This window comes from Halapricum desulfuricans (assembly GCF_017094465.1).
In the GTDB taxonomy this organism is placed as follows: Archaea; Halobacteriota; Halobacteria; order Halobacteriales; family Haloarculaceae; genus Halapricum.
On sequence record NZ_CP064791.1, the window covers coordinates 1,426,715 to 1,451,763 of the forward strand.

The 25,049-nt window shown below is 64.6% G+C and carries 30 protein-coding genes; 13 read left to right on the top strand and 17 right to left on the bottom strand.

All coding sequences use genetic code 11. From position 1 onward, the window contains the following. Nucleotides 1-219: 219 nt before the first annotated feature. Nucleotides 220-540, top strand: coding sequence for a hypothetical protein (locus tag HSEST_RS07270; RefSeq protein ID WP_229120247.1), 321 nt, complete (start codon nt 220-222; stop codon nt 538-540). On the opposite strand, the gene HSEST_RS07275 is transcribed toward HSEST_RS07270, so the two are convergent. From HSEST_RS07275 to HSEST_RS07290, 4 genes are read right to left on the bottom strand one after another with little or no spacing between them, the layout of a single operon-like run. Further along, nucleotides 494-1,309, bottom strand: coding sequence for an energy-coupling factor ABC transporter ATP-binding protein (locus HSEST_RS07275; protein ID WP_229120248.1), 816 nt, complete (start codon nt 1,307-1,309; stop codon nt 494-496). The two genes, HSEST_RS07270 and HSEST_RS07275, sit on opposite strands and share 47 nt — an antisense overlap. After that, nucleotides 1,297-2,088, bottom strand: a complete 792-nt coding sequence (cbiQ, locus tag HSEST_RS07280; RefSeq protein WP_229120249.1) for a cobalt ECF transporter T component CbiQ — start codon at nt 2,086-2,088, stop codon at nt 1,297-1,299. The genes HSEST_RS07275 and cbiQ overlap by 13 nt, the downstream gene beginning before the upstream one ends. Further along, entirely contained in the window at nt 2,085-2,396 is a 312-nt protein-coding gene (locus HSEST_RS07285) for a PDGLE domain-containing protein (protein WP_229120250.1), read from the bottom strand. Before HSEST_RS07285 ends, cbiQ begins: the two co-directional genes overlap by 4 nt. After that, nucleotides 2,393-3,037 (bottom strand): energy-coupling factor ABC transporter permease, encoded by a 645-nt coding sequence (locus tag HSEST_RS07290; protein ID WP_229120251.1) that lies wholly within the window; start codon nt 3,035-3,037, stop codon nt 2,393-2,395. The genes HSEST_RS07285 and HSEST_RS07290 overlap by 4 nt, the downstream gene beginning before the upstream one ends. 104 nt (nt 3,038-3,141) lie before the next feature. On the opposite strand from HSEST_RS07290, the gene nikR reads away from it, so the two are divergent. Next, nucleotides 3,142-3,615 (top strand): nickel-responsive transcriptional regulator NikR, encoded by a 474-nt coding sequence (gene nikR / locus HSEST_RS07295; RefSeq protein ID WP_229120252.1) that lies wholly within the window; start codon nt 3,142-3,144, stop codon nt 3,613-3,615. Nucleotides 3,616-3,673: 58 nt separating this feature from the next. Here nikR and HSEST_RS07300 read toward each other — a convergent pair whose 3' ends face one another. Beyond that, nucleotides 3,674-3,910, bottom strand: a complete 237-nt coding sequence (locus HSEST_RS07300) for a UPF0058 family protein (RefSeq protein ID WP_229120253.1) — start codon at nt 3,908-3,910, stop codon at nt 3,674-3,676. 249 nt (nt 3,911-4,159) lie between these two features. Between HSEST_RS07300 and HSEST_RS07305 the strand changes: the two genes are divergently transcribed. Further along, nucleotides 4,160-4,564: a translation initiation factor IF-2 subunit beta gene (locus tag HSEST_RS07305; RefSeq protein ID WP_229120254.1), complete on the top strand. Its 405-nt coding sequence runs from the start codon at nt 4,160-4,162 to the stop codon at nt 4,562-4,564. 34 nt (nt 4,565-4,598) lie between these two features. On the opposite strand, the gene HSEST_RS07310 is transcribed toward HSEST_RS07305, so the two are convergent. Together HSEST_RS07310 and coxB are read right to left on the bottom strand one after the other, a co-directional pair. Then, nucleotides 4,599-4,778, bottom strand: coding sequence for a hypothetical protein (locus tag HSEST_RS07310; RefSeq protein WP_229120255.1), 180 nt, complete (start codon nt 4,776-4,778; stop codon nt 4,599-4,601). Nucleotides 4,779-4,845: 67 nt separating this feature from the next. After that, a complete protein-coding gene (gene coxB / locus HSEST_RS07315; RefSeq protein WP_229120256.1) occupies nt 4,846-5,568 on the bottom strand; it encodes a cytochrome c oxidase subunit II in 723 nt (240 codons plus the stop codon). 169 nt (nt 5,569-5,737) lie between these two features. On the opposite strand from coxB, the gene HSEST_RS07320 reads away from it, so the two are divergent. Genes HSEST_RS07320 through HSEST_RS07340 form a run of 5 tightly spaced genes read left to right on the top strand, consistent with a single transcriptional unit; the run spans nt 5,738 to nt 10,660 of the window. Continuing rightward, nucleotides 5,738-7,117 carry a heme o synthase gene (locus HSEST_RS07320; protein WP_229120257.1) on the top strand — a complete coding sequence of 460 codons (1,380 nt, stop codon included), beginning with the start codon at nt 5,738-5,740 and terminating at the stop codon, nt 7,115-7,117. 1 nt (nt 7,118) lies between these two features. Further along, nucleotides 7,119-7,790 carry a DUF7546 family protein gene (locus HSEST_RS07325; RefSeq protein WP_229120258.1) on the top strand — a complete coding sequence of 224 codons (672 nt, stop codon included), beginning with the start codon at nt 7,119-7,121 and terminating at the stop codon, nt 7,788-7,790. Nucleotides 7,791-7,843: 53 nt separating this feature from the next. Next, nucleotides 7,844-8,803 carry an ABC transporter ATP-binding protein gene (locus tag HSEST_RS07330; protein WP_229120259.1) on the top strand — a complete coding sequence of 320 codons (960 nt, stop codon included), beginning with the start codon at nt 7,844-7,846 and terminating at the stop codon, nt 8,801-8,803. After that, on the top strand, nt 8,800-9,549 hold the full coding sequence (locus HSEST_RS07335) for an ABC transporter permease (RefSeq protein ID WP_229120260.1): 750 nt from the start codon (nt 8,800-8,802) through the stop codon (nt 9,547-9,549). The genes HSEST_RS07330 and HSEST_RS07335 overlap by 4 nt, the downstream gene beginning before the upstream one ends. A 55-nt stretch (nt 9,550-9,604) precedes the next feature. After that, nucleotides 9,605-10,660 carry a phytoene/squalene synthase family protein gene (locus HSEST_RS07340; RefSeq protein ID WP_229120261.1) on the top strand — a complete coding sequence of 352 codons (1,056 nt, stop codon included), beginning with the start codon at nt 9,605-9,607 and terminating at the stop codon, nt 10,658-10,660. A 27-nt stretch (nt 10,661-10,687) separates the two neighbouring features. On the opposite strand, the gene amrB is transcribed toward HSEST_RS07340, so the two are convergent. Continuing rightward, on the bottom strand, nt 10,688-12,199 hold the full coding sequence (amrB, locus tag HSEST_RS07345) for an AmmeMemoRadiSam system protein B (protein WP_229120262.1): 1,512 nt from the start codon (nt 12,197-12,199) through the stop codon (nt 10,688-10,690). Nucleotides 12,200-12,221: 22 nt separating this feature from the next. Then, entirely contained in the window at nt 12,222-13,274 is a 1,053-nt protein-coding gene (gene amrS / locus HSEST_RS07350; protein WP_229120263.1) for an AmmeMemoRadiSam system radical SAM enzyme, read from the bottom strand. A gap of 246 nt (nt 13,275-13,520) precedes the next feature. Between amrS and tnpA the strand changes: the two genes are divergently transcribed. After that, on the top strand, nt 13,521-13,913 hold the full coding sequence (gene tnpA, locus HSEST_RS07355; protein WP_229120264.1) for an IS200/IS605 family transposase: 393 nt from the start codon (nt 13,521-13,523) through the stop codon (nt 13,911-13,913). A 2-nt stretch (nt 13,914-13,915) separates the two neighbouring features. After that, complete coding sequence (locus HSEST_RS07360; protein ID WP_229120265.1) at nt 13,916-15,178, top strand: transposase; 1,263 nt, start codon at nt 13,916-13,918, stop codon at nt 15,176-15,178. A 50-nt stretch (nt 15,179-15,228) separates the two neighbouring features. Here the strand turns inward: HSEST_RS07360 and dhaM are convergent, their stop codons facing one another. Both dhaM and dhaL read right to left on the bottom strand, forming a co-directional pair. Next, entirely contained in the window at nt 15,229-15,618 is a 390-nt protein-coding gene (dhaM, locus tag HSEST_RS07365; protein ID WP_229120266.1) for a dihydroxyacetone kinase phosphoryl donor subunit DhaM, read from the bottom strand. Nucleotide 15,619: 1 nt separating this feature from the next. After that, on the bottom strand, nt 15,620-16,339 hold the full coding sequence (gene dhaL / locus HSEST_RS07370) for a dihydroxyacetone kinase subunit DhaL (protein ID WP_229120267.1): 720 nt from the start codon (nt 16,337-16,339) through the stop codon (nt 15,620-15,622). A gap of 245 nt (nt 16,340-16,584) precedes the next feature. Between dhaL and hcp the strand changes: the two genes are divergently transcribed. Beyond that, nucleotides 16,585-18,270, top strand: coding sequence for a hydroxylamine reductase (gene hcp, locus HSEST_RS07375; RefSeq protein ID WP_229120268.1), 1,686 nt, complete (start codon nt 16,585-16,587; stop codon nt 18,268-18,270). 38 nt (nt 18,271-18,308) lie between these two features. On the opposite strand, the gene HSEST_RS07380 is transcribed toward hcp, so the two are convergent. After that, nucleotides 18,309-18,719 carry an SRPBCC family protein gene (locus HSEST_RS07380; RefSeq protein ID WP_229120269.1) on the bottom strand — a complete coding sequence of 137 codons (411 nt, stop codon included), beginning with the start codon at nt 18,717-18,719 and terminating at the stop codon, nt 18,309-18,311. 29 nt (nt 18,720-18,748) lie between these two features. Next, a complete protein-coding gene (glyA, locus tag HSEST_RS07385) occupies nt 18,749-20,017 on the bottom strand; it encodes a serine hydroxymethyltransferase (RefSeq protein ID WP_229120270.1) in 1,269 nt (422 codons plus the stop codon). A gap of 856 nt (nt 20,018-20,873) precedes the next feature. Between glyA and tbsP the strand changes: the two genes are divergently transcribed. Beyond that, nucleotides 20,874-21,695 (top strand): transcriptional regulator TbsP, encoded by an 822-nt coding sequence (gene tbsP / locus HSEST_RS07390; RefSeq protein WP_229120271.1) that lies wholly within the window; start codon nt 20,874-20,876, stop codon nt 21,693-21,695. A 58-nt stretch (nt 21,696-21,753) separates the two neighbouring features. On the opposite strand, the gene HSEST_RS07395 is transcribed toward tbsP, so the two are convergent. Then, on the bottom strand, nt 21,754-22,479 hold the full coding sequence (locus tag HSEST_RS07395) for a DNA-directed RNA polymerase subunit epsilon (RefSeq protein ID WP_229120272.1): 726 nt from the start codon (nt 22,477-22,479) through the stop codon (nt 21,754-21,756). Nucleotides 22,480-22,595: 116 nt separating this feature from the next. On the opposite strand from HSEST_RS07395, the gene HSEST_RS07400 reads away from it, so the two are divergent. Continuing rightward, complete coding sequence (locus HSEST_RS07400) at nt 22,596-22,796, top strand: dodecin (RefSeq protein ID WP_229120273.1); 201 nt, start codon at nt 22,596-22,598, stop codon at nt 22,794-22,796. 14 nt (nt 22,797-22,810) lie between these two features. On the opposite strand, the gene hisD is transcribed toward HSEST_RS07400, so the two are convergent. The 3 genes from hisD to HSEST_RS14535 form a co-directional block, all read right to left on the bottom strand. Then, on the bottom strand, nt 22,811-24,085 hold the full coding sequence (hisD, locus tag HSEST_RS07405) for a histidinol dehydrogenase (RefSeq protein ID WP_229120274.1): 1,275 nt from the start codon (nt 24,083-24,085) through the stop codon (nt 22,811-22,813). 99 nt (nt 24,086-24,184) lie between these two features. Next, a complete protein-coding gene (locus tag HSEST_RS07410) occupies nt 24,185-24,790 on the bottom strand; it encodes an ArsR/SmtB family transcription factor (RefSeq protein WP_229120275.1) in 606 nt (201 codons plus the stop codon). 79 nt (nt 24,791-24,869) lie between these two features. Next, entirely contained in the window at nt 24,870-24,998 is a 129-nt protein-coding gene (locus HSEST_RS14535) for a hypothetical protein (protein ID WP_267491850.1), read from the bottom strand. Nucleotides 24,999-25,049: the final 51 nt, after the last annotated feature.

The following is a 25,049-nucleotide window of genomic DNA, read 5'->3' on the forward strand; positions in this document are numbered from 1 at the left end:
CTCGCGCGTCGAATCGTCGGAGAAAGTACTGCACTTCTGGTCGAAGACCGACAAGGAGACTGTCTCGGCCACCGACGACGACCGATAGACGACCGCGAACAAACGCCCGGAATCCACAGCGAACCGGTCCCGTCGGGGTCGCCTACGGAAACCACCCCGTTCTCACGGCGTGGTAATTCCCGGGCAGTTTTGGACGAGCACTGTCGTAGGTCCGGATAGATGAACGGAGAGTACTTTGAGCAGTTGGGACGGCTCGTCGGTCCGCTGCCCGAACGCCAGGCGGCGTTCGGATGTAACTCCTGTCAGGCGATCTGGTACGGCTTCGAGGAGGCCGCACCGGACGGCCGCCACCCCCGGCCGGATCGCTACTGTCCTCACTGTGGCAGCGAGGACGTCCAGGAACTGCCGGAGATCCCCGGTGCGCTCGCACTCAAATCCTGGATCGACTGGCCAGAGGACTGTCCGTCGATGGAGACGGAGACGGAGCCGGAATCTACTCAAGCAGATCAGACAGCCGGGCGGCGCCCTCCGCAACCGTAAGCGGTAGCTCCTCGGCACCGGCCGTCTCGAAGAGTTCCGTGACGGTCGGCGCCGCGAGACCGCACCGTTCGAGCAACGAACTGTCTGTCAGTATCTCCTCTGTCGGTCCGTCGGCGACAACGTCCCCGGTCGCATCGAGAAGTACGACCCGATCGGCGAGGTGCGGGACGAGATCGACGTTCGGCGTCGAGACGATCTGTGTGTCACCGTCCTCGGAGCGCTCCTCGAGCAGCGAGAGGATACGCTCGCGGTATGCGGGGTCGATGTCCGCGACCGGCTCGTCCAGCAACAGCAGGTCCGGATCGACCGCGACGGCACTGGCGAGCGCGGCGCGACGCTGCTCGCCGCCGCTCAGCCGGAACGGTGGCTGATCGAGCAATCCCGTCAGCTCGAGACGCTCGGCGAGCGCGTCGACCCGATCACGCGCCTGCGCTTTTGGGATCGATAGCTGTGCCGGGCCGTACTCCAGATCGTCCCGCACCGTCGAGTTGAACAGGTACTCGTCGGGTTGTTGGGGCAGCACAGCGATGCGATCGCGCAGGTCGTCGGCCGGTGTCTCCGATTCGAAGTACGCGATCGAGCCACTGTCGGGATCGATGAGCCCACCGAGTAGCTGGATCAGCGTCGACTTCCCGGCGCCGTTCGGGCCGACGAGCGCGACCCGCTCGCCGACCTCGATCGTGAGGTCGAACGCCTCGATCGCGCTCGTCCCGTCGGGATAGCTGTAGGACACCGCCCGAGCATCGAGAGCGCGCGTCACAGTATCCACATCCCGATCCGAGCGGCGACGACTGTGGCGACCATCGTGACGAAGACGCCGTCCGCGCGGCTCAAGTCGCTGTCGGACGGATACGCTGCCATCGTCGTGCCACCGCGAGCGCGGGCGTTCCGCTGGACGCGCTCGCCGCGCTCGAACGCACGCAACAGGAACGACCCGAGCATCGACCCGCTCTCGCGCCAGGTCTGGCCGGCGCCGCGGTCGACGATCGTTCGACTCCGCCGCGCCCTGACGACGCGTGACAGCTCGTCGAAGAAGACCTGGAGGTGACGGTACGTGATCGCGACGAGCGAGATCGCGAGTTCGGGAACCCCCAGCCGTCGGAACCCCGAAAGCAGATCGGCGACTCGCGTCGTCAGGATCAAAAGCGAGAGCAGCGAGACCGACACTGTGACTCGAAGGACGAACGTCACTACGTACGACACGCCTTCGGCAGTGATCGGCCCGAGAACGGAGTTGCCGGATAGCAGCACGAGCTGCGGTGCGACGATGGCGAGCGAGGCGGCGGGGACGATCGCGATTCGCCGGGCGAGCGTGGCGAGAGACACGCGAGAGCCGAGTGTCAGGCCGGCCACGAGGGCGAGCAGCACGGCCTGTGCGGGCCAGACACCGATCGAAACCGCCACGACGATCAGCGCGAACAGGCCGACGATCTTGATAGCGGGATCGACCGCCTGCAGGAAGCCGTCCCGCTGTGGCATCTGTTCGGCTTCGAGCAGTCGCTGGACGCGCTCGCTGACTGCTTCGAGCGTCCGATCGACGACTGTCACTGTTCCCGGGCGAGCAGGCGGCTGAGCGCGAGCATACCCACCAACACGATCGCGCTACCGAGCAGTGCCGACGCGAGCGTCCCGAGCGGTCCGGGCAGTCCGGACACCGAGTAATCCGGCAACGGAGAGCTGATCACAGGATCGGCGGAGCCGGACGCGCCGGTCTCGTCGGCGGCCACCTCGAGCGGTTCGGTGTATCCGACCCGTTCGGCCGCGACGCCGAACACGGGCGCGAGGAACGCGAGCACGACGAGGACCACGAGTGCGCGCCTGACCCACTGCCGGGACCAGTACTCGCGAACGCTCATGCGGCCACCTCCCGCGTCGCACTCGGTAAGACGTCCGGCCGCGATCGGACGACAGCCCGGTAGACGACGGCCGTGATCGCCCCTTCGATGAGCCCGAGAACGGCGTGTCCGCCGCCCATGATCGCCAGGACCGTGAGCAGTTCGTAGTTGAACGCCGCGGACGCACCGAGCTGGACGGCGACGCCGATCGCCCCTGCCGTGGCGGCGACCCATCCGGCTACGAACGCCGCGCCGACGTCGTTCCAGCGCCGGCCGACCCGGAAGATCGCATAGCCGACGTACACTTCGACGACGGCCATATTGAACAGATTCGCGCCGAGAACGGTCAGACCACCGTCGCCGAACAGCAACGCCTGTACGACGACGACCGCGCTCATCGCGAGAACGCCGAGATGCGGGCCGAGGACGATCCCCGCGAACGCGCCGCCGACGAAATGTGCGCTCGTCCCACCGGGGATGGGAAGCGGCCAGTTCAGCATCTGCGCGGCGAAGATACCGGCCGCGGTCACACCGACGAGCGGCGCCTGACTCCCCTCGAGTCTGTCGCCGCCTCGGCGTGCGGCGATCGCCAGCGCGACACCCGCGACGACCGCAAACGCCGCCGCGATCGGCAGATCGACGTACCCATCGGGAATGTGCATCGGTAGACAGCGGTACAGTCGGCCGACAATAATATGTTTCCCTGATTCTGTAATACTGGGGAGCCAGTATCAACGCTCTTGTACGTTAGTATGCAAGAGCAGGTATGAGCGAGGATCTGGACCGGGTGAGCCTGACGGTACCGCCGGAGATGACCGACCGTCTCGACGAGATCGTCGGCGACTGGGACTATTCGAGCCGATCGGAGGCCGTCCGGGACGCCCTCCGTGATTTCTTTGCGACGTACGACTGGGAAGCCGGGGACCACGGACACCACTACGGGACGATCGTCGTCGTCCACGAACACGAACACGACAGCGACCTCCCCGGACAGTTACAGTCGATCCAACACGAGCACGCCAGCCTCGTCACGTCAGTTCAGCACATCCACCTCTCGCAGGACCGGTGCATGGAGACGCTCGTGGTCGACGGGACGGCCGGCGATATCGACGCGCTCGCGAACGAGCTCCGGGCGCTCGGCGGCGTCCAGCAGGTGAAAGTCGTCGTCATCGGCGGGTCCGACCCCGGCCACGAGCACGGTCACGAACACAGTGCGGCTCACGACGAGTACGAACACTGACCGACTGTGAGCGTTGCGACTGGAAGCCAAACGAGCGTGTAGAGACCGCGCTCGGAGATCAGTCCGCACTCGCAGAAACAGGTTCTTTGACTTCCGATTCGAGTTCCGAGGTGAGCCCGTCGGCCAGGGCGAAGACGGCTGCCTTGTGGTCTGTCTTCGATTTGTGAATCGATGTCGGCCGAACGCCCTGGTCGAGATATTCGTCGTGTTCGACGACGTTTCCGGTGTGTTCTTCGTAATGTTCCTGTACCTGTGCGAGCAGGCCGTGAAGGTGAATGAGCTCCTGCTTCTTCATAGTCATTCAACCATACCGACTGGAGGGTTATAGTAGTATCCTGAGAATCGTTAACACTAGCCTCCCGTATTCGCGGGTTTTGTCAGGGTCTATCAGCCGATATGAAGGGGGACGAAATACTACCTCACAGACTTCACTTCGTGAGGCGGAAAACCGCCGGCCGTTTGTCGGTCTGTGGTGGGCAGTCGACGGTCGATAGCGGATCCGGTATATGAAAGGCTTTTACTCGGCGGCCGGGTACGGCCCGGTATGGACTACGACGACATGCTCGATCGGGCGATTTCGGAGACGCCGGACATCGACGGCGGGGACGAGCGATTCGACGTTCCGGACCCGGACGTGCGACAGGAAGGAAACGTCACCGTATACGAGAACTTCCAGACGACGGTCGACCGCCTCGGGCGCGAGGACGACCACGTGATCAAGTTCCTCCAGAACGAGCTGGGTACCAGCGGCCACATCGACGAGAGCGGCCGCGCGCGACTGACGGGCAGTTTCAGCGAACGTCGGATCTCGGAGGCGCTCGACGCCTACGTCGATGAATTCGTCCTCTGCTCGGAGTGTGGTCTGCCGGACACGAAGATCATCCGCGAAAAGGGCGCAGTGCTCCTGCAGTGTGAGGCCTGCGGTGCGCGGTCCTCGACGAGCGGCTGATCGGCACGGGCGATGGGGGACGGCAACTCCGAAACTACTGGAGTTCTTTCAGCGTCTCGAGATCGCGTTCTGTCCGCATGAACTCGGAGAGCGGTCGCGAGGCGTGACAGTTCGGACAGTGAAAGGTCTGACTCGGCTCGGGCAGGTCCCGCGGCGTCGACTGCCAGTCTTTCGAACATTCGGGACACACCAACCGTACGTACGCTTCCTCCATGGTCATGATTCACACGGGACAGTAGAAAAAGCTTGTCGCTAGACTGGTCGGCTACGCCTGTCAGCAGTCACTCTGCGGTGCTGTTCTCGACCGCGTCGTCCTGCTGTGCGGCGAGCCAGGACTCGTATTTCTCCTGGGTCGTCACGTTGACTTCGGACATCATGACGGAGTGGCCGGCACCGCAGTATTCCGCACAGTAGAGCTGGTAGGTGCCGGTCTGCTGTGGGGTCGTGACGAGGTAGTTCGACTGTTCGGGGAACGCGTCGGATTTCAATCCAAGCTCGGGGACGTGGAACGCGTGTAACCAGTCCTTCGAGGTGATGTTCAGCTTCACCGTCTGATTGACCGGGATCACCAGTTGGTCGTTCGAGGAGACGTTCTGGTCAGGATACTCGAAGCTCCAGGCGTATCGCTCGGCGAACACCTGCACCTCCATGTCCGCTTCTCCCTGACCGGACACGTCGTCCTGGGCGAGCACGCCGTAGGCGCCGATCCCGACGAACAGCAGCACGATCGCGGTCGCGATCGTCCAGGTGATCTCGAGCCGGCGGTTCTCCTTGGTGGGTTTGGCTTCCTCGACGTTGCTCGATCGGAACCGCCAGACGGTGTAAAAGAGGATCGCCTCGACCAGGATCGTGATCGGGATTGCGACCGCGAGCAACTCGAAGTTCAGCCCCCAGATCGCCTCTTCCGTCGAGGAGCTGGCGGTCGACTGAGCGAGCGCAGGCTGGCTGGCGACGACCAGCAGGCCCGACAGCACCGCGGCGACCCCGGCACGGTTGCGCGTCATTGCCACCCCCTTGGGAACTGTGATATAAATAACCTGGCTCTCCTGCGGTATTGTCCGTAATATCTTGCCCCCAATGTCAGGGGATCTTATGTTCAAAACCCTCCCTGAAACGGGGGGTAGCGCGAGAATTAAATAGCCGGAACCGGACCGAATAGGTAAGACGATTCCCGTGGGCGAGACAGACACACGTACCTTCACCGCACTGCTCGCCGGGACGGTAATCGGCGTCTACGCGCTGATCGTTGCCGGCGCAACAGCGGCGATCGCGGACGCGGCCAGTGCCTGCTCGGCCTGGCCGGTCTGTTCACAGCCGCCGTCGCTCGCCGATCCGACGCTGTTGATCGCCTGGGGCCACCGCGTGACCGCGCTACTGGTCGGGCTGCTCGTCGTCCTGACTGCCGTCGTCGGCTGGCGGGTCGCACGCCGCAGGCGCGTCAAGTACGCGCTGGCGCTGGCGCTCGCACTCTTCCCGGTGCAGGTCGGCGTCGGTGCCGGCGTCGCGACGACCGGGGGGGTCGGCGATCTGCCCGCGATTCACCTCGGCGTCGCGGCGTCGATCTTCGGGGCACTTGTCGCTGCGCTGGCGTGGCACCTCGAAACCGGCGCCGACGACGATCAACCGGTCTCGACGGATCCCGAGCCCGCGCCGGAACCGGTCGGCGACCTAACAGTGACACGACCGAGCGGGGTCAGGGATACGGTGCGTGCGTACGTCAGTCTAACCAAGCCGCGGCTGATGTGGCTGCTCAGCCTGGTCGCGGCGGCCGGGATGGCCCTCTCGGCGGAGGGGCCGATCGCGTTCCAGACGGTGCTGGCGACGCTCGGCGGCGGCGTGCTGGCGATCGGCTCCAGTGGCACGTTCAATCACGTCCTCGAACGGGACGTCGACCGGCGGATGAACCGCACCGCGGACCGGCCGCTGACGACCGAGCAGGTTCCGGTCTCGCGCGCGCTGGCGTTCGGGTTCGTACTCGGTGCACTGTCACTCGGTGCGTTCCTGACGGTCAACGTCCTCGCGGCGGCGCTGGGGCTGGTCGCGATCGTCTTCTACAGCGTCGTGTACACGCTCGTGTTGAAGCCCAATACGGTCCAGAACACCGTCATCGGCGGGCTGGCGGGCGCACTGCCGGCGCTGATCGGATCGGCGGCCGTCACGGGGACGATCGGGGTTCCCGGGCTGGCGCTCGCACTGGTGATCTTCCTGTGGACGCCCGCCCACTTCTACAATCTCGCGCTGGCGTACAAGGACGACTACGCCCGCGCCGGGTTCCCGATGATGCCCGTCGTCCGCGGGGAGGCGACAACCCGAAAGCACATCCTCTGGTACCTCGGGGCGACGCTGCTGGCGGCGACGGCCGTGACCGCGCTGGCGGACCTGGGTGTGCTCGTGGCTCTCACGACGGTCGCCCTCGGCGCGGTCTTCCTGTGGATGGTCGTCCGGTTGCACCGCGAACGGACCGAATCGGCGGCGTTTCGTGCCTTTCACGCCTCGAACGCGTATCTGGGTGCGTTCCTCGTCGCCATCGTGATCGACGCGTTCGCGATCTGATATGGCCACGCATACCTCCGACTGGCGCGACCGGCTGCGACCCGCCCCCGCGACCGCGCGCTGGGCACTCATCGTCGTCAACGCCGAGTTGCTGGTCCTGTGGCTGTGGTACCTGACCACCCAGCCGCAGTTCAACTCCCTGCTGGGAGTGCGGTACGTCCTCTATCCGTTCGTCTGGATCAACGTCGGTCTGTGGGCGCTCGTCCGGACGACACCCACGCCCGCGCTGTCGCGTCGGCGTGCTCTCGCCGGCGTACTCGCGGCAGGGTACTTCCTGGTGCTGGCGTACGTCGGGGGACTGGTCGGGGCCGGGACCCACCACACAGTTGCGCCGAGCGTCGCGCTCGGGACGCCGCCTGGGTTCAGTCCGGCCGTACTGTACGACGGTGGACTCCTCAAGCTAACCCTCATTCCGTACAAGCTGATCGGCTACCTCGCGCTGGCGTATCTGGTCTACGTGACGGTCATCGACGCGGCTGGCTCGGCCGTCACGGGCGTGCTGGGGCTGTTCTCCTGTATCTCCTGCACGTGGCCGATCATCGCGGCCGCCGTCACGGGGACGATCGGCGGCGGTGCGGCGATCGCCGGCGCGGTCTACGCCGGTGGATACGACCTCTCGGTGGCCGTCTTCGTACTTACTGTGGGGTTGCTGTACTGGCGGCCGACGAGGTGACGAGGCCTGCCGGAACCGAACCGGCTTTGACTCTTGTACTCTGAATCAGCCGTATGACTGACGTGGTCGTCGCTAGCGACGTGGCTCGTTCCTACGGCGATACGGTCGCGCTCGATGGCGTTTCACTGACGGTCGGCGAAGGCGACGTGCTGGGGTTGGTCGGACCCAACGGCGCGGGCAAGACCACGCTCGTCCGTGCGCTGACGGGCACGACCGACGCCGAGGGGACGGTACGACTGTTCGGCGAGTCACCCCAGTCAGTCGATCGGTCCCGGATCGGGCTCCTGCCGCAATCGTTCGACCCGCCCGCGCGACTGTCGGCCCGGGAGCTGATCACGTACTACGGGGGACTGTACGATCACTCGCGGGAGACGAACGCAGTCTTGGCTGACGTCGGACTCGAAGACGCCGCCGAAACCGCCTACGAAAACCTCTCCGGGGGCCAGAAACGCCGGGTGTGTGTCGGGGTGACGCTAGTCAACGACCCGGACTTGCTCGTGCTGGACGAGCCGACGACCGGAATTGACCCCGCGGGACGGCGCGCTGTCTGGCGGTTGCTCGAAGGGCTCACCGACGGCGGCACGACGATCGTGTTGACGACCCACTACATGGCCGAGGTCGAGCGACTGGCCGATCGCGTCGGCCTGCTCGCCGACGGGCGATTGCTGGCACTGGATTCGCCGGACGCACTGATCGAGCGATACGGCGAGCGGCCCCGGCTCGTGATCGACCTCACGGACGAGTTGACGGGGGCGCCGTCGATCGGGTTCGAGACGACGGTCCGGGACGGGCAACTCGTCGTCCACGACGTGTCACCGACGGAGATCGGCCGGGTGGTCGATCGGCTGGCCGCCGCCGGCGTCGAGCCCGAATCGCTGGCCTGGCGCGAACCGGACATGGAGGACGTCTACCTCGAAATAGCGGATACGGCAGTCGGGTACAGCGGGGACCCGGTCGATCCGGCCGAGCTGGACGCCGGTGGGCCGGTCAGAGCCGACGGGGGCGAGCCATGAGTCGGACCGGACGGCTTCGAGCCTCCTCGCGGGCGGCGGCGCTGTCCTTTCTCCGGCGGCGCACGGCCGTGTTTTTCACCTTCCTGTTCCCACTGTTGATCGTCCTCATCTTCGGTGCGCTGATCGAGACGGGGGCGGGCGGTGGCGGACTGTTCGCCGAGCCGCCTGGCTATTACGTGCCTGGGTATCTCGCCGTCGTCGTGTTGTTCACGCCGCTGTCACGGGTCGGAAGCGAAGTCGCACGCCACCGCGAGGGCAACCGCTTCGAGAAGCTGGCGACCACGCCGCTGCGGCGCTGGGAGTGGCTGTTCGCCCAGACGCTCGTCAACGTCGCCGTCATCGGGTTGGCCGCGCTGCTGCTGCTCGCGTTGCTGGTCGTGGTCACCGGCGCGGAGATTACTCTCTCGCCGCTGCTGATTCCGTTCGTCGTCGCCGGCGTGGCGCTGTTTTGCGGGATCGGTGCGCTGATCGGGGCGCTCGCCGACTCCCAGGACGGCGTCATCGCGACCAGCAACGCGATCGCGCTCCCGCTTCTGTTCCTCTCGGAGACGTTCGCGCCGCCGTCGCTCCTGCCGGCGTGGTTCCGCCCGGCGCTGGAGCTATCGCCGCTGACGTACTTCTCGCGGGGCGTGCGCGCGGCGACGTTCGACTCGTCGGGGGATCCGCTCGCGAACCTCGCGGTCCTGATCGGCCTCGCGGCCCTCGCGCTGGCGGTCGGCGCGCTGGCGCTGCCGCGAGTCGACTGATTGTCAGAAATGTACCGGAGTTTTCAACCCCCGTCCCTAATGGACGATACAGCAAATGGCCGATACTTCGGAACGCATCGACCCCTCGACGGTAGAGCGCGATCTCGCCTGGAGCCACGAGATCGTCCAGGAGGTCTCCCGGACCTTCGCGATCACGATCGACGTCCTCGAAGAGCCGATGTCCTCGTCCATCTGTGTGGGATATCTTCTCTGTCGAATTCCGGACACGATCGAGGACGCGGGCCACATCCCTGCCGAGCGGAAGGGACAGCTACTCCGAACGTACGACGCGGTACTCGATCCGGACGACCCGACGACCGCCGAGCGATTCGAGACGGACGTCCGGGAGTGGATTCCGGACGAGCGGAACGCGGACTGGGACCTCGTCGCCCAGACTGAACGGGTCGTCCGCGTGTTCCGGGCACAGCCGGACCGGATTCAGGACGCGATCCGACCGCCGGCTCGCGAACTCGTCGGCGGAATGGTGACGTTCGTCGAGCGGTACGCGTCCGAGGACGGACTGCGTCTGCAGGCGCGTCAGGAGCTCCACGAGTACTGCCACTACGCCGCCGGGACGGTCGGCGAACTCGTGACGAATCTGGTCTGCGACGAGGAGACACCCACCGAGACCCGCGGTCCGCTCGAAGACAACGCCGAGGCGTTCGGGCTCGCACTCCAGCTAGTGAACATCACGAAGGATGTCGGCGCGGACTTCCAGGCGGAAAACAACGTCTATCTGCCCGCCGACGAACTGGCCGACGAAGGGGTCGACCAGGACGAACTTGACGATCCGGACAACGTCGACGGCGTCGTCTCGGTCGTCCGGCGCACGATCGACGACGCACGCGCGTATCTCGACGACGCCCAGACGTGGCTCGAACACGTCCCCGAGCGGGCGGGCAACCGTACCGCCGGCTGGGCGATTCCGTATCTGCTGGCAGTCGGCACGCTCCGGGAGGTCGAGTCACGGCCCGAGGACGTGCTTCATCCGGACGGCGTGAAGGTCTCCCGCCAGGAAGTCGGCGCCGTCATCGAGGCCTGCGTGGGCGGCATCGACGCCGAGAGGCTCGCGAGGCTGCGCCGAGAGATCGCGGCCGAGCCGCTGGCCTAGGGGCCGGACGACTTTCTGTGTAGTGCACTATCGGATCGCGGCGCTGCAGTACCCGACGACACGCCCCGGCGAGCCCGCCGTGTCGCCGCTGGTCGCGTAGGTGAGCACATCGCCCGAATCAGCACCGCGCTCGCGAGCGGCACGCAGGGCTGCCACGGTCGCCCACGGTCCGCACATCGAGTGGCCACTCGCCACGCGCCGGGCGATCGCGTCCGTGTCGAGCGCCTCGATCGCCTCGCGGATCGGACGGTCGGCCTCGCGGGCGGCGTCGTGGGACTGATAGTGTGTCAGGTCCGTCGAAGCCACGATGATTGCGTCCCGCCCGGCTCGATCGATGGCCGACGAGAGCGTCGCGCCGAGCGATGCAGCCCGATCGTGGCCGATCGCTCCGAGACAGATCGGGACGATCGAGACGTCCGCGAGGACGTGCTGCAGGAACGGGACCTGCACCTCGACGGAGTGTTCAGTCTCGTGTGCGACCGCGTCGAACGTCGCGCCGTCCGCGCCGTCGACGACAGCCTGCGCCAGGCCCCGATCGACCGACGTCTCGCCCAGCGGCGTTCGCCACCGATCGCTCGGGGCGACGGCCACGTCCGCACCGACCCGGCGATGGTTCGGTCCGAGTACGACCACGGTCTCCGGTTTCGAGCGGTGGGCGATCGTCGCGTAGCTGTGGGCGGCGACCGGGCCCGAGTAGGGGTAGCCGGCGTGCGGGGCGACCAGCGCGAGCGGGCGCGAGTCGCCCTCGTGGTCGGCCAGCGCGCCGGGGCCGATCTCGTGGGTGAAGCTCTCGCGGAGTTGCGTTCGCAGTGTGTCCGGATCGTCGGCGTAGAACTCGCCTGCGACGGCCGGTTCCCTGACCGTTCCGCCGTCGGTTCGAGGTTGCGCTCCGCCCGCGTCGCGCTGGCCGGCATCTGACGGCCGGCCGAGAGGTCGCTCGACAACTGTGCCTCGTGGCCGTGCTTCCGAGAACACCTGGCCGGTGAATCGCTCGATGTCGACAGTACCCCCACGCCAGACATCGGGCGACAGCCCCGCCTTCCGACAGGCCTCGTCGAGAAACGTCTCGGCGTCCCAGTCCTGATCGACAGCGACCTGCGGCAGGAGAAGCCCGCGCGCGCGACCGCGCTGGACGATCAGCCCGTGTGTGCCAACCTCGACGTGCTCGGGGTCCGTGGTCGGGAGCGGTTCGGGCTCCGAGAGGACGGATACCGAAACCGTCACGTTACCGAGCTCGTCCGGTTTGACTGCCGACACGCGTGGATCGTGTAACGCGGCATCGACCGCGGCGTCGACGACAACTGTTCCGAGCGGTTCGTCCGGGGCCGGCCGACCGATGCAGCCCCGCAAGCGCCCGCCGCGTTTGATCGTGACGAAGCTCCCTCGGATCACCCGAAGACGATCGCTCGGCGGATCCAGCGACGGCGTCGATTCGCCGTCGGCAGTGACGGCGTCCTCGATCGCCTGTCTGGCGCGCGATACCACTTCTCGACCCGCGTCGGGGTCGAATCGATCCGTGGGAGACGTGCTCTCTGACATGATTTCACTGGTGGATCGAGTCTCAGAACGCGCGACGGCGGCGACCGTCCGACGGTCCGTGTGGTGACCCCACGATCGGAATCTCCCGGCCGCACTGCGGACAGGCGCCGTCTTCGAGGTCGATGCTCCGAACCGCGAATCCCTTCCGCTCGATCAGGAGTCGGCCACAGCCCGGGCAGTAGGTCGACTCGCTCTCGTGGCCGGGGACGTTCCCGCTGTAGACGTATTCCAGGCCGACTTCGGTGGCGATCTCCATCGCGCGCTCGATCGTCTCGATCGGCGTCGGCGGGACGTCGGTGAGCTTGTAATCCGGGTGGAACCGGGAGACGTGCACCGGGGTCTCGGTGCCGACGTCCTCGGCGATCCACGCCATGCGCTCGCGGAGGCTCGTCTCGTCGTCGTTTTCGCCGGGGATGACGAGATTCGTCACCTCGACGTGGACGTCCCTCTCGGCGAACCGTTCGACGGTCTCGAAGATCGGTTCGGGATCCGGGACGCCGGCGTGTTCGCGGTAGAACTCCCGGTCGCCCTTGATGTCGACGTTGATCGCGTCGAGGTGGGGCGCGAGCGTGTCGACCGTCTCGGGGCGCATGTAGCCGTTCGAGACGAACACCTGCAGCGCGTCGTCGGGCGACGCCCGCATGGTGTCCAGCGCGTACTCCATGAAGATCGTCGGTTCAGTGTAGGTGTAAGCCAGCCCGTCGGCGTCGCCGACCTCGATCCGACCGGCCAGCTCCGCGGGCGGCCGCTCGTGCTCGGGCACGTCCTCGTACTCGATGGCGATGCGATAGTTCTGACAGAAGTCACACTGCAGGTTACAGCCCTTTGTGGCGACCGAGAGCACGTCGGCACCGGGCGCGACGTGAAAGAGGGGCTTCTTCTCGATCGGATCGATCGAGGTCGAGACCGCCCGTCCGTAGCTTGTCAGATACAGGCGACCGTCACGGTTCTCGCGGACGCCACAGACGCCGCGTTCGCCCTCCGGGACCACGCAGGTCCGCGGACAGACCCGACAGCGGACGGTCCCGTCACCGACCTGGTCGTAGTGTTCGGTCTCCCGTGGGGTGAGGGTCATATCGGCTCTGGCGGAACTAGCCGTGCCAGCGACATTAAGCGCGCCGCGGGCTCTCAGTCCCTGAAAACGAATCAGCGTGCCGGGTCTCGCAGCTAGCAGTCTATCTTTTTTCAAGGCGAGAATCCCGCTCTTTAGGGCGGGCGTGAAGCCGACAACTGCCTCATGTTCCACCGTCGGTTGCAGGCCGAATACCCCACGACGGCAAACCTTTATTAGAATTGGATATGCAGAAATCAGTACGGCCAAATGAAGTACAACCTCGAAAAAGGGTCGCACACGGTCTACGCGCTCCAATATCACTTTGTGACCGTCACAAAGTACCGCGCGGACATCCTCACCGACGAGATAGCCGAACGCATCGGTGAGATTGCCAGCGACATCTCCGAGGACTTCGGCGTGAGCATCCAGAACGTCAACGGCGGTTCCGACCACGTTCACATCCTGTTCACGGCGAAGCCCACCACGAACCTCACCAAGTTCATCAACTCGCTCAAAGGCGTCTCGTCTCGCAAGATTCGGGACGAGCACCCCGAGACTCTGCAGGCGCTCGACAGCGCGTTCTGGCAACCGGGATACTTCCTCGCCACCACCGGACAGGTGAGCATCGACGTGCTGATGGAGTACGTGGAGGAACAGTAGCGATGTCCACGACCGTCACGAAGACGTTGCAGGCGACGTTCGCGCCACCCACCGCGCACAAGCAGTCGAAACTCAACGACCTGCTCGAAACCTACCGTGACGGTCTGCAAGAGGCGTTCGACTCCGGGGCGAGTACCATGTCGGCGGTGAGCGACATCGTGACGCCCTACGACCTCCCGTATCAGGCGAAGGCCGCCCTCTGCAACTACGTCCCGCAACTCCGTAAGACGTACAACGCCAAGGAGTTGGACGACGAACACCCGATACGGCTCACCAACCAAGCCGCCAAGTTCGACCACTCCGAAGAACGCGACTACGAGTTCACGTGGTGGGTTCCCCGTCCCGGTCGGGGAACGAACTTCTGGATACCGCTCCGCATCAACCCCGAACAGGAAGACCTCTGGCACGACCTCGTATCGGAGGACGCGAAGGCGGGCGAGATACGGCTTCAACAGCATCGGAAGAACTGGGTACTGCACGTCACCGTCGAGTACCCGGTCGAAGAACCAGCGACGGACGGTGACGCCACGCACATCGGCTTAGACATCGGAGAAACCGCCCTCATTACGGGCTGTGCCCTCAAGGACGGTTCTCCGACTGACCCGCTCGTGCGTAGCGGAAACAGAGCGAAGCATCTCCGCAAAGAGATGCACACCACCCTGAAACGACTCCAAGAGCGTGACGCTTCGGAGTGGCGTACCGACGAACGGTTCGACCACTACCAGAACGCGCTCACCGACATCGTGGAGAAGGCGTCTCGGGAAGCCGTCGAGCACGCCCGACAGTTCGAGAACCCGGTGTTGGTGATGGAGAATCTGACGTACATCCGCGAACGACTCGACTACGGGAAGTACATGAACCGTCGCCTTCACTCGTGGGCGTTCGCCCGACTCCAAGGGCGCATCGAGGACAAGGCGACGGAAGCAGGCATCCCGGTTGAGTACGTGAATCCGGCGTACACCTCGCAGACGTGCCACTCGTGCCACCGTATCGGTCGGCGGGATTCACAAGCCGAGTTCCGGTGTCCGCACGACGACTGCCACGTTTCGACGTTTCAGGCCGACATCAACGCTTCCGCGAATATCGCACGACGGGTTGACCCGTGGGGAGAGAGCGTCCCGCTTGACAAGGCGGAACGCGATGACTCGCCTCGGGATGGGAGCGGTAGTGACACCGCCACGACTCACCGTGAGACGAGCGAGACACCCTCGCAGATGACGCTCACGGCGTTCCAAGAGTCGGAACCCTCTACCAGCGACGACTGACTGGTATTCCCCATGCAGGGGAAGCCTCGCCGTTTACGGCGAGGAGGATGTCACAGCTTCGAGATGTCAGCGGCGTCCTCGGCGGACTCGCGAACGGACTCGACGGTGGCTTTCGGACTGGTCGCGCTGGCCGCGGCGTTGAGTGCGCCCTCCAGGACGGGGGCGTCGGCGATGACGACCGCGTCGCTCTCGACCATCTCGATGGCCGTCTCTGCGTTCATTACGGCGCTACCGAGGTCGACGAGCATCACGACGCCGTCGGTCACCTCCAGGAGGTCCGCGAGCGCTTCCCGTATGTCGTCGATAGACGTCCCGATGCCGCCGTCAGGGTCGCCGCCGACGGCCGCGATGGTCTCTTCTTCGCCGCCCATCTCGAGAGCGATCTCCCTGATCCCGGCGGCGGCCTGTCCGCTGTGAGAGACGATCAGCAGTCCGATCATCTCACTCCCCCTCTGGTTCGTCCGGTTCCGCGTCGGGAATCGTCGGCGACGTGGCGTCGACGTCGGTGTCGCCTTCGAGGTAGTCGTCCGCGGTATCCAGTATCTCCTCGAGCATGAACAGCGTACTCGTCGCACCGGGATCCCGGTGACCGGTTGAGCGCCAGCCGAGGAAGGAGGCGCGGCCCTTGCTCGCCCGGAGCGGAACGGTGAACTCGACGCCGCGCTCGGCCGCGTCGACGGCCTTCGCCAGCGCCTCCAGGGGCGGCAAGTCGTCCTGTTCGATGGACTTCTTGTAGGTGTGTACCGCCGGCGTGATCGCGTCGACCATCGTCTTGTCACCGACGCGGGCGTCCCCGCGGTCCTGCAACTTTTCGAGGAACGCCTCGGCGAACGCGACCGAGGATTCGGCCGTGATCCCGTCTTCGAGTTCCGTGCTGGCGGTCATCGCCGAACCGCCGTACAGCGGTCCGGCTGCTCCGCCGACCTCGGAGACGAGCGTCATCCCGACCGTCTTGGCGATCTCCTGGACGTCGGCATCGTCGTCCATCCCCTCGAGCTTTTCCATGACAGCCTTGAATCCGCGATTCAGGTTCGCCCCGTGGTCGGCGTCACCGATCGCGGAGTCCAGATCTGTCAGATGTGTCTTTTCCTCGTCGATCCGGTCCGCGATGTTCTCGATCGCTTCGAGCAGCGCCTCTCGCTGTCTGGTCTCGTCACCCATGGACGGTAAATGCACCCACTGCGAGTAAACTGTTCCGGCAACGTGTCGAAACGAATATCATAAGGATCATCCGTCGACGATGTCTATAACGAACAATATGGAAGAATTATCAGAATCCGAACAAGTTCGGGAGGAGATACGTGTGGGTGGCGATCATCGACATAGGTATGACGAGGACGCGAGATCGATACGGCACACCGGCCGGATCGGGAGTTGTGCGTGTCCTCGCAACCAGGTGATCCCCCATGAGTATGTACTGCGATCAGTGTCAGGAGACGCTCAGCAACGAGGCGTGTACGGATACCGGCGTCTGCGGAAAGGACGCCCAGACATCGAACATCCAGGACCTGTTCGTCTGGGAACTGAAAGGGCTCGCGTATCTCGCCGAGGAGGCACGCGCGGAGGGAATCGTCGACGAGGATCTCCGTGTGTTCATCGCTGAGGGGCTGTTCTCGACGATCACGAACGTCAACTTCGACCCCGAATGGTTCGAAGAGCAGATCCGCGAGGGGTTCGAACGTCGTCGGGACCTCCGTGAGCGCTACGAGCGCGAGGTCGGGCCGATCGACGAGGCTGCCCTCCCGGAGGCGGCGACCTGGGAAGCAGCGGAGAGCGCGGCCTTCTACGAGAAAGCCCCCGAGGTCGGCGTCCAGACGACCGAAAACGAGGACATCCAATCTCTCAGGGAGCTGCTTACCTACGGAATCAAGGGCATCGCCGCGTATGCCGACCACGCCTACGTTCTGGGCGAGGAGAAAGACGAGGTGTTCGCGTTCGTCCAGCGCGGGCTCGCCGCGACGCTCGACGACGAGCTGAGCGTCGACGACCTCATCGGTCTGGTACTCGAGGCCGGGGAGGTCGGAACCGAAGTCATGGCGACGCTGGACGAGGCCCACACCAGTACGTACGGCCACCCCGAGCCGACCGAGGTCGACATCGGGGTGCGGGACCGACCGGCGATTCTGGTCAGCGGCCACGACCTCAAGGACCTCGAAGAGCTCCTCGAACAGACTGAAGGCGAAGGCGTCGACGTCTACACCCACGGTGAGATGCTCCCGGCGCACGCCTACCCCGCCTTCGAGGAGTACGACCACTTCGTCGGCAACTACGGCAACGCCTGGTGGCAACAACACGAGGAGTTCGAGGCGTTCAACGGCCCCGTGCTGATGACGACCAACTGCCTGGTCCCGCCAAACGACTCCTACGCCGGCCGGACCTACACGACCGGCGTCGTCCGGTTCCCCGGGTTACCCCACGTCGAGGACCGCGCGGACGGCGGCCAGAAGGACTTCTCGGCGCTCATCGAACACGCCAAGGAGACCGAACCGCCCGAGGAGATCGAGACCGGGACGGTGCCGAACGGGTTCGCACACAACGCCGTGCTCGACCGGGCGGATGATATCATCGAAGCCATCCAGGCCGGCGACATCCGCGGATTCGTCGTCATGGGCGGCTGTGACGGCCGCCATCCCGAACGGGAGTACTACACCGAAATGGCCGAGTCCCTGCCCGACGACGTGATCATTCTGACCGCCGGCTGTGCGAAGTACCGGTACAACAAGCTCGACCTGGGCGACATCGGTGGGATCCCGCGCGTCCTCGACGCCGGACAGTGCAACGATTCGTACTCACTGTTGAAGATCGCGATGGAGCTGCAGGCGGCGCTGGGCGTCGAAGACATCAACGACCTGCCGATCGCCTACGACATCGCCTGGTACGAGCAAAAGGCCGTGACAGTGCTTCTGGCGCTTCTCAGCCAGGGCGTCGAGGGGATCCGACTCGGCCCGACGCTGCCGGCGTTCCTCTCGGAGAACGTCGTCGAACTGCTCGTCGAGGAGTTCGACATCAAGCCGGTCGACTCCGTCGAGAGCGACCGCGAGGCCATCATCGAGGAACTCGAATCCAGCCCGCTCGTCGCCCCCTCGATGTAACGGCCCCGTCGTTTCAGTTACGGGCCCCGTCGCTTCCACTACGAGACCCGTCTTTCCAGGAAGTCGAGCTGGGCCTCAAGCTCCTTTCGGCGCTGGCGCCGAACGATCGTCCCGTCGAGAATCGAGCCGCCGGGCGCGTCGAGCGCGAACTCCGTCCGGGCAGTGACCGCCGTGTGACTATCCTGTTCGGACAGTTCATACGTCGTCACCATCGATTCGAAGATCCCGTCAGTCTGCTCGTAGGCCAGCGCCGTATCGTCTTCCTCGTAGACTCGAAGCGTCAGCGAGATCCGCAACAAACCGAGGGCCTTCGAGATCTCGATTCGATCGCCGTCGATGTCGACCTCGTCGAACCCGGAAGCCCGCATGAACGGTTCGAGCTCTCCGAGGACGTCCCGAACTGCGTCAGGCGGGGCTTCGACCGTGCGCGTGACCGTAGCGGATCCCATCGGTGACTCCTTTCACTGTCGGACGGCTATCACTCGTAAAGCGGTTCTTCGTCGTCGTACAGCGGGAACTCGTCAGTGAGTGCCGTCACCCGGTCGCTGACGTCGGCGATGACGCCCTCGTCGTCGGGCGCATCGACGACTGCGTAGATCAAGTCTGCGACTTCCCGGATAGCGTCCTCGTCGAAACCGCGGGTCGTCAGTGCAGGCGTCCCGGCGCGGATGCCGGAGGGGTTGAACGCCGAGCGCGTCTCGCCCGGGACGGTGTTGGCGTTGAGCACGATCCCTGCCTCTTCGAGGGCTTCCTCGACGTCTTTGCCGGTCGTGTCCGGGTGTGAGGGACGCAGATCGATCAACACGAGGTGGTTGTCGGTGCCGCCCGAGACCAGTTCGAGCCCGTGGTCCCGGAGTTGATCGGCCAGCGCCCGCGCGTTCGCGACCGTCTGTTCGGCGTACTCCTCGAACGCGGGCTCCAGTGCTTCCTTGAAACCGACGGCCTTGCCGGCGACGTTGTGCATCAGGGGGCCGCCCTGACTGCCGGGGAACACCGCCGAGTCGATGTCGTCGGCGTACTCCTCGTCACACATGATGATACCACCGCGACCCGACCGAATCGTCTTATGGGTCGAACCGGTGACGAAGTCGGCGACGCCGACGGGCGATTCGTGCACGCCAGCTGCGACCAGCCCGGTGATGTGTGCGATATCGGCGAGGTGATACGCATCGACGGCGTCGGCCGCCGACTGAATGCGCTCGAAGTCGATCTCTCGGGGGTACGCGGAGTAGCCCGAGACGATGATGTCCGGGTCGAACGCCTCGGCGTGCTCACGGAGCCCCTCGTAGTCGAGGTAGCCCGTCTCGGCGTCGACTTCGTACTGTTCGACCTCGTAGACCTGGCCGGCGAAGTTCGCGGGATGACCGTGCGAGAGATGACCGCCGTGGGTGAGATCCAGCGAGAGGATCTTGTCGCCGGGTTCGAGCATCGCCAGGTAGACGCCCATGTTGGCCTGGCTGCCCGAGTGAGGCTGGACGTTGACGTGGTCGGCACCCCATAGCTCCGTAGCGCGTTCGATCGCCAGCTGTTCGATCTCGTCGGCGTACTCACAGCCACCGTAGTACCGTTCGCCGGGATACCCCTCCGCGTATTTGTTCGTCAGCACGGAGCTCTGGGCCTCGAGCACAGCCTTGCTGACGTGGTTCTCGCTGGCGATCATCGCCAGCGTGTCGTTTTGCCGCTCTACTTCACCGGAGAGAGCCGCTGCAACTTCCGGATCGATCGCTCGTACCGCGTCGTAATCCATGTTCGTGGTTGGCGGCTAGTCGGATAATAATCTACCTGTCTGGTTCCGGCCGGCCGAACAGCCCGATCGTTTCTACACGATACAACCGGTAAATATAAGGCAGTGAATGCGATAGATATCAACTGCATGGTCGCCTGGGGGTGACAGTACTGCGCGCGCGTCGTGGCTGACTGATCGACCGTACCAGTGAGGTGTGCCTGCCGGCCGACACTCAGGTACGACCGTCAGCCGCGACAGTGCAGCAGGAAACCGACAGTCGTGTCAGAGAATATACGCCAGAGTGTCGATCGCGTCTGAGGGAGTGATCTCTCGCGTGGGACGCATACTGGCGACCGGCGGGCGAGGCGTCCGGTTCTGAGGAGGAATCCGACCGGGTGATACGTCTGGCTGACCGATCGCTCCGGCTCCACTCGCATGCCCGTCCGCGCTGCGCGACTGTCGCCCCAACTGGGGGCCTGCGGCCGGCATTTGTTTCACCGCGACGAGTGGCTACTTCGTCTATCGAAGCGCAGATTGAGTTGATTCCCGGTAGTGACACAGCGGGGCGTCGGATCAGGTACGTCGGCTGGTTCCTCACGGGCCAGGCACAACAGACAGTCGGATTCGCCACCGGAATGATGTCAATTGTAAAATCATATCCGGCAAGATATAAGAACACAAACTGTTATCCCGATGGAACGGAAGCCGTCGACGCCGCATACCGAAACCAGCTGCATGCGGTTACTTTCGTGGCATTAAAGAGGGGGTGGAATGTAACACTACATGGTTCTCGGGCCATTGTCCTTACATTCTAATGAAATAAAACCAATCGTAGCGATACAATTAAATGCACAGAGGTAGTATGTAGTAATACGTTATGGTCAGCCAAAACCTCCTCGAGTCGGACGTCGAAAGTATACTCGAGACAGCTCTTTCGGACGCTGAAGAACTCGTTGTCGTCAATCCGTCTCACGAAACGGTGCGTGCGCTCGTTGCGTCGATGGGTGACTTCGAGCAGGTGCCGGTAGTCAACGTACTCGCCGAAGAACGGACGCTCAAGGATGTCATGGACGACTTCCTGGTGGCGAGTGCAGCAGCCGACCTGATCGAGTCGGATTCGCTCACGCTGCGGGTGCTCGAAGATCCGCCGGTCAATTCACTGCTGATTTCGACCGATTTCGTCGTCTCGCTCGCGACTGCCGGTTCGCAGGTTGCAGGCCTCACGACGACCGAAGACGCGTTCGTCACCGACGCCTACGAACACTACACCGACCAGTGGGAAGTCGCCAAGCGGTTCAAGCTCCGGACACCGCCGATCTCCCGCGTTCGGGAGACGCTCGATCGGGACATCGGAGAGGACGTCAGGGCCGATTTCGACGCCGTGCTGGACTCGCTCGAAACCGCCCGTGGCAACGGGGATGGGCTCGACGAGGTGACGATCAGCCTCCTCGTCGCTGCCAAGAACGGCGAGTTGCTCTACGACATCAGCAAGTGGGGCGAGGACATCGGCCTCGCGAGTAAGGCGACGTTCTCACGCACGAAAACGCAACTGGAAGATCAGGGCCTGATCGATACGGAGAAGGTCCCGATCGACGTCGGGCGGCCGCGTCTCCGTCTGAAGTTCGGTGACGACCGGCTCATCGAGGCCGATATTTCCGAGTTGGTCGCTGTCACGCAGGACCTGCTCGAATCCGAATAGCCGAAGCGATCTATCGGGATTTTTGCGTCGAGAGCCGCGTAGCGAACGAGCGCGGCGGCTACTCCGATTGAGGTGTATCCGCGCCGGACCGATCCCGACTGACAGCCGCGACTGGAAGTGTCGGATCCCGGAACGGCGACCGACCGAGTACTGCCCCGTCGAGGTCTCGCTCTTCGATCTGTGTCTCGAGCACACGCTTGAGCCGGTTGACGTTCGTCGTCGTCAACCCCTGTCGGTCGAGCAAGCGCCGGTAGCGCTCGTCGTCGGTGATCGGGTCATAGAGTTCGTACAGCCGTTCCATGCTATCGGCGGATAGCCCGGCGAGGCGTTCGTCGTCGTGCAGGCCGAGCTGGCGCTGACGCTCGCGGTCGACGACGTAACTGACGACGACCAGCGTAACGGTCGGGACGGCCCGCTGGCTGCCGAATGCCGTCAGATCGAGTTCGGCCACCAGCCCGAGCACGCGGTCACGCTCCCAGGGAGTCAGATCGAGTTGCGAACAGATCGCGTGAGCGATCCGGATCTTGTCCAGTTGATGCATGCGTTCGCTGTGACCGGCCATCGCCGGGTGTCGTTCCTCGTGGAGCCGTCGAAGCCGTTCCGGGAACGCCTCCTCAGAACCCTGTGTCCGACCGATCAGCGTCGCGCTCGGCGTCGCAACGTCCCACCGACGGACGCGTTCGTCCTTGATTGCCTCAGTACGGGGCAACGACCCGTCACCCGGACCCGCGCTGACCCACGGCTCGTCGCGCGGCTCGCGCAAACCCTGGTCTTCGTACCGCATATCCGCACCTCGGAGTTCCGACGGCAAGACTGTAGCGGTCGTTAACTATATCGGTTTACCAGGATAATTTGGGGACTGCACACGGTCCGCTAGGGCCGTGCTAGCAGGTGACTACAATGGTGTTCAAGAAAATCACGCTGATCGGGACGAGCACAGAGAGCTTCGAGGACGCAGTCGACGACGCGATCGAACGCGCCGAGGCGACCCTCGAAAACATCCAGTGGGTCGAAGTCGAGGAGTTCGGGGTCGAACTCGCGACGGCCGAGGACCGTGAGTATCAGGCCGAGGCCGTCGTCGCGTTCGAATTGGAAGGGTAGCGCAGTCGCGAATTTCAATCGTCTTCGAAGCGAACGTCGACGCTGTGGGCGTGGGCCTCCAGCCCTTCACGATCGGCGAGCGTGGTGATCGTCCCCCGTAACTCGGACAGTCCGTCTTCGGAGAGTCGCTGGACAGTCGCCGATCGAACGAACGTATCGACCGACAGGCCGCTGGCGATTCGGGCCTGCGCGTCGGTCGGGAGGACGTGGTTGGTTCCGCTGGCGTAATCGCCAGCCGCAACCGGGGAGTGTGCCCCGAGGAAGGCGCTCCCGTAGTTTTCGATCCGATCGAGCAACGCGTCCTCGTCCTCGGCTTCGATGTAGATGTGCTCGGGCGCGAACTGATCGGCGAACAGCGCCGCCTCGCTCATCGACCGAGCGACGAACACGCCGCTGGCCTCGTTGTCCAGGGCTTCCCGGATGATGTCTTCGCGCTCGCGCTCGCTGACCTGGTCCTCGATCTCTTCGAGAACGGCGTCGGCGAGCTCCGGATCGTCAGTGACGGCCACGACGGCAGCGTGTGGATCGTGTTCGGCCTGTGCGATCGTCTCGGCGGCCAGCCGCTCCGAATCCGCACTGTCGTCGGCGAGCGCGAGTACCTCGCTCGGACCGGCGAGCATGTCGATTTTTACGTCGCCGCGGACCTCGGCTTTGGCAGCCGTCACCCATCGATTTCCGGGGCCGACGATGACGTCGACGCTATCGATCGACTCGGTGCCGTACGCCATCGCACTGATCGCCTGTGCACCACCGATCTGGTAGACCGCGTCGGCTCCACCGGCGTGAATCGCCGCGAGCGTGACCGGGTTGATCTGGTCGGCCGGCGGCGTCACGGCGACGACGTGTTCGACGCCGGCCGCCTTCGCCGGGACGATCCCCATGAGTGCGCTCGAAGGGTACGCCGCCGTGCCGCCCGGTGCGTAGACGCCCGCACTATCGAGCGGGTAGAACCGACGGCCGAGTTCGCGACCCTCGGTCTCGTAGGACCAGTCCTCGGGGACCTGGCGCTGGTGGAACTCCCGGATGTTGTCGGCGGCAGTCTCGATGGCCTCGCGGACGTCGTCGTCGATTGACTCGTAGGCCCGCTCGGCATCGTCCGTGATGTCGAAGTTGCCCACCTCGACGTCGTCGAACTTCCGACAGTACTCCCGGAGTGCGACGTCGCCCTCGTTACGGACGCGATGGACGATCTCCGCGACGTCATCGCGGATCTCTTCGAGCCCCGCATCGCGTTCGAACAGGGCGCGTCGCTTCGCCGGATCGAGTTCGGAAACGGACTGTACGTCCATACGTGTAGCCGTTCAAATTGGAGTGGCATACGGTTTGTCATTTCGCTCGCCAACACACGGACGGGACGGCGTTCCATCCGGATCGAACGTGATGAATAGCTACCGCGATCGGAGTATCCACCAGCCGACGACCAGCACCAGCGTGAACAGACCACCAAGGAAAAACGCGAGCGTCGGGTCGATCGCGTTGATGACCTCCGTCGTAGTCCGGGGTGATTCGGACATGATCCCCGGCCCGGACGGCTCAGGGGACTCCGGTTCGGGCGCGAGCCATCGTTCGACGGCCGCACCGAACGCGAGACTCCCGCCGGCGAGAAGCGCCGCCGCACCGAGTATCCGGGAGAATGCGCGCTTGATGCGCGACTCGCTCTCGCCAGCGACGAAGACGACGGCCTCGCTGGCCGGTCCGTAGACGGCCATTTCGTTTCCCTTCTCGGAGTGGCGTGTTCCGACTTGCCGGATCAGGCCCGCGGATTCGAGGCTGTCGAGATGGTAGTGGACGTTCTGTAATGAGGTCCCGACCGCTTCGCGTAACTCGGTCGGCGAATGGGGGCGTTCGTAGAGCTGTGAGAGGATCTGGCGAGCGGTGCCGGCAGAGAGCGCGTCGAGTGCGTCCGAGGCGTCGTCCTCATCGAGCGCGAACACGTCCGGATCGTCCGGCGGCGTGGGATCGACGCGAGAGGGGAGTAGCCGCTGTATCGACATATCCGGCCGTACGAGACCCGCTCATAATCCGATTGCCGTAGCTCAAAGAGCTATTTGACCGACGAGCGGTTGGATACGGTCACGTGTATACGAGCGAGATGAGGTGCAAGACGACGGCGAAGGCCGCCATCCCGACGATCCCGACCATGGCGAACACGCCAGCGACGGCGAACTCCGGTGGAGTGGAACGGTGAAGTACCCCGCGCACGGTGGCGCGGGGCTTCGCCGTTTAGGGCCGCACTGCACCAGCAGGCGAATT

Excerpts from the sequence above, each read along its gene's own strand:
- HSEST_RS07270 (WP_229120247.1), top strand. The coding sequence starts at position 220 with ATGAACGGAGAGTACTTTGAGCAGTTGGGACGGCTCGTCGGTCCGCTG.
- HSEST_RS07285 (WP_229120250.1), bottom strand. The coding sequence starts at position 2,396 with ATGAGCGTTCGCGAGTACTGGTCCCGGCAGTGGGTCAGGCGCGCACTC.
- HSEST_RS07290 (WP_229120251.1), bottom strand. The coding sequence starts at position 3,037 with ATGCACATTCCCGATGGGTACGTCGATCTGCCGATCGCGGCGGCGTTT.
- nikR (WP_229120252.1), top strand. The coding sequence starts at position 3,142 with ATGAGCGAGGATCTGGACCGGGTGAGCCTGACGGTACCGCCGGAGATG.
- HSEST_RS07300 (WP_229120253.1), bottom strand. The coding sequence starts at position 3,910 with ATGAAGAAGCAGGAGCTCATTCACCTTCACGGCCTGCTCGCACAGGTA.
- HSEST_RS07305 (WP_229120254.1), top strand. The coding sequence starts at position 4,160 with ATGGACTACGACGACATGCTCGATCGGGCGATTTCGGAGACGCCGGAC.
- HSEST_RS07310 (WP_229120255.1), bottom strand. The coding sequence starts at position 4,778 with ATGGAGGAAGCGTACGTACGGTTGGTGTGTCCCGAATGTTCGAAAGAC.
- coxB (WP_229120256.1), bottom strand. The coding sequence starts at position 5,568 with ATGACGCGCAACCGTGCCGGGGTCGCCGCGGTGCTGTCGGGCCTGCTG.
- HSEST_RS07325 (WP_229120258.1), top strand. The coding sequence starts at position 7,119 with ATGGCCACGCATACCTCCGACTGGCGCGACCGGCTGCGACCCGCCCCC.
- HSEST_RS07330 (WP_229120259.1), top strand. The coding sequence starts at position 7,844 with ATGACTGACGTGGTCGTCGCTAGCGACGTGGCTCGTTCCTACGGCGAT.
- HSEST_RS07335 (WP_229120260.1), top strand. The coding sequence starts at position 8,800 with ATGAGTCGGACCGGACGGCTTCGAGCCTCCTCGCGGGCGGCGGCGCTG.
- HSEST_RS07340 (WP_229120261.1), top strand. The coding sequence starts at position 9,605 with ATGGCCGATACTTCGGAACGCATCGACCCCTCGACGGTAGAGCGCGAT.
- amrB (WP_229120262.1), bottom strand. The coding sequence starts at position 12,199 with ATGTCAGAGAGCACGTCTCCCACGGATCGATTCGACCCCGACGCGGGT.
- amrS (WP_229120263.1), bottom strand. The coding sequence starts at position 13,274 with ATGACCCTCACCCCACGGGAGACCGAACACTACGACCAGGTCGGTGAC.
- tnpA (WP_229120264.1), top strand. The coding sequence starts at position 13,521 with ATGAAGTACAACCTCGAAAAAGGGTCGCACACGGTCTACGCGCTCCAA.
- HSEST_RS07360 (WP_229120265.1), top strand. The coding sequence starts at position 13,916 with ATGTCCACGACCGTCACGAAGACGTTGCAGGCGACGTTCGCGCCACCC.
- dhaM (WP_229120266.1), bottom strand. The coding sequence starts at position 15,618 with ATGATCGGACTGCTGATCGTCTCTCACAGCGGACAGGCCGCCGCCGGG.
- dhaL (WP_229120267.1), bottom strand. The coding sequence starts at position 16,339 with ATGGGTGACGAGACCAGACAGCGAGAGGCGCTGCTCGAAGCGATCGAG.
- hcp (WP_229120268.1), top strand. The coding sequence starts at position 16,585 with ATGAGTATGTACTGCGATCAGTGTCAGGAGACGCTCAGCAACGAGGCG.
- HSEST_RS07380 (WP_229120269.1), bottom strand. The coding sequence starts at position 18,719 with ATGGGATCCGCTACGGTCACGCGCACGGTCGAAGCCCCGCCTGACGCA.
- glyA (WP_229120270.1), bottom strand. The coding sequence starts at position 20,017 with ATGGATTACGACGCGGTACGAGCGATCGATCCGGAAGTTGCAGCGGCT.
- tbsP (WP_229120271.1), top strand. The coding sequence starts at position 20,874 with ATGGTCAGCCAAAACCTCCTCGAGTCGGACGTCGAAAGTATACTCGAG.
- HSEST_RS07395 (WP_229120272.1), bottom strand. The coding sequence starts at position 22,479 with ATGCGGTACGAAGACCAGGGTTTGCGCGAGCCGCGCGACGAGCCGTGG.
- HSEST_RS07400 (WP_229120273.1), top strand. The coding sequence starts at position 22,596 with ATGGTGTTCAAGAAAATCACGCTGATCGGGACGAGCACAGAGAGCTTC.
- hisD (WP_229120274.1), bottom strand. The coding sequence starts at position 24,085 with ATGGACGTACAGTCCGTTTCCGAACTCGATCCGGCGAAGCGACGCGCC.
- HSEST_RS07410 (WP_229120275.1), bottom strand. The coding sequence starts at position 24,790 with ATGTCGATACAGCGGCTACTCCCCTCTCGCGTCGATCCCACGCCGCCG.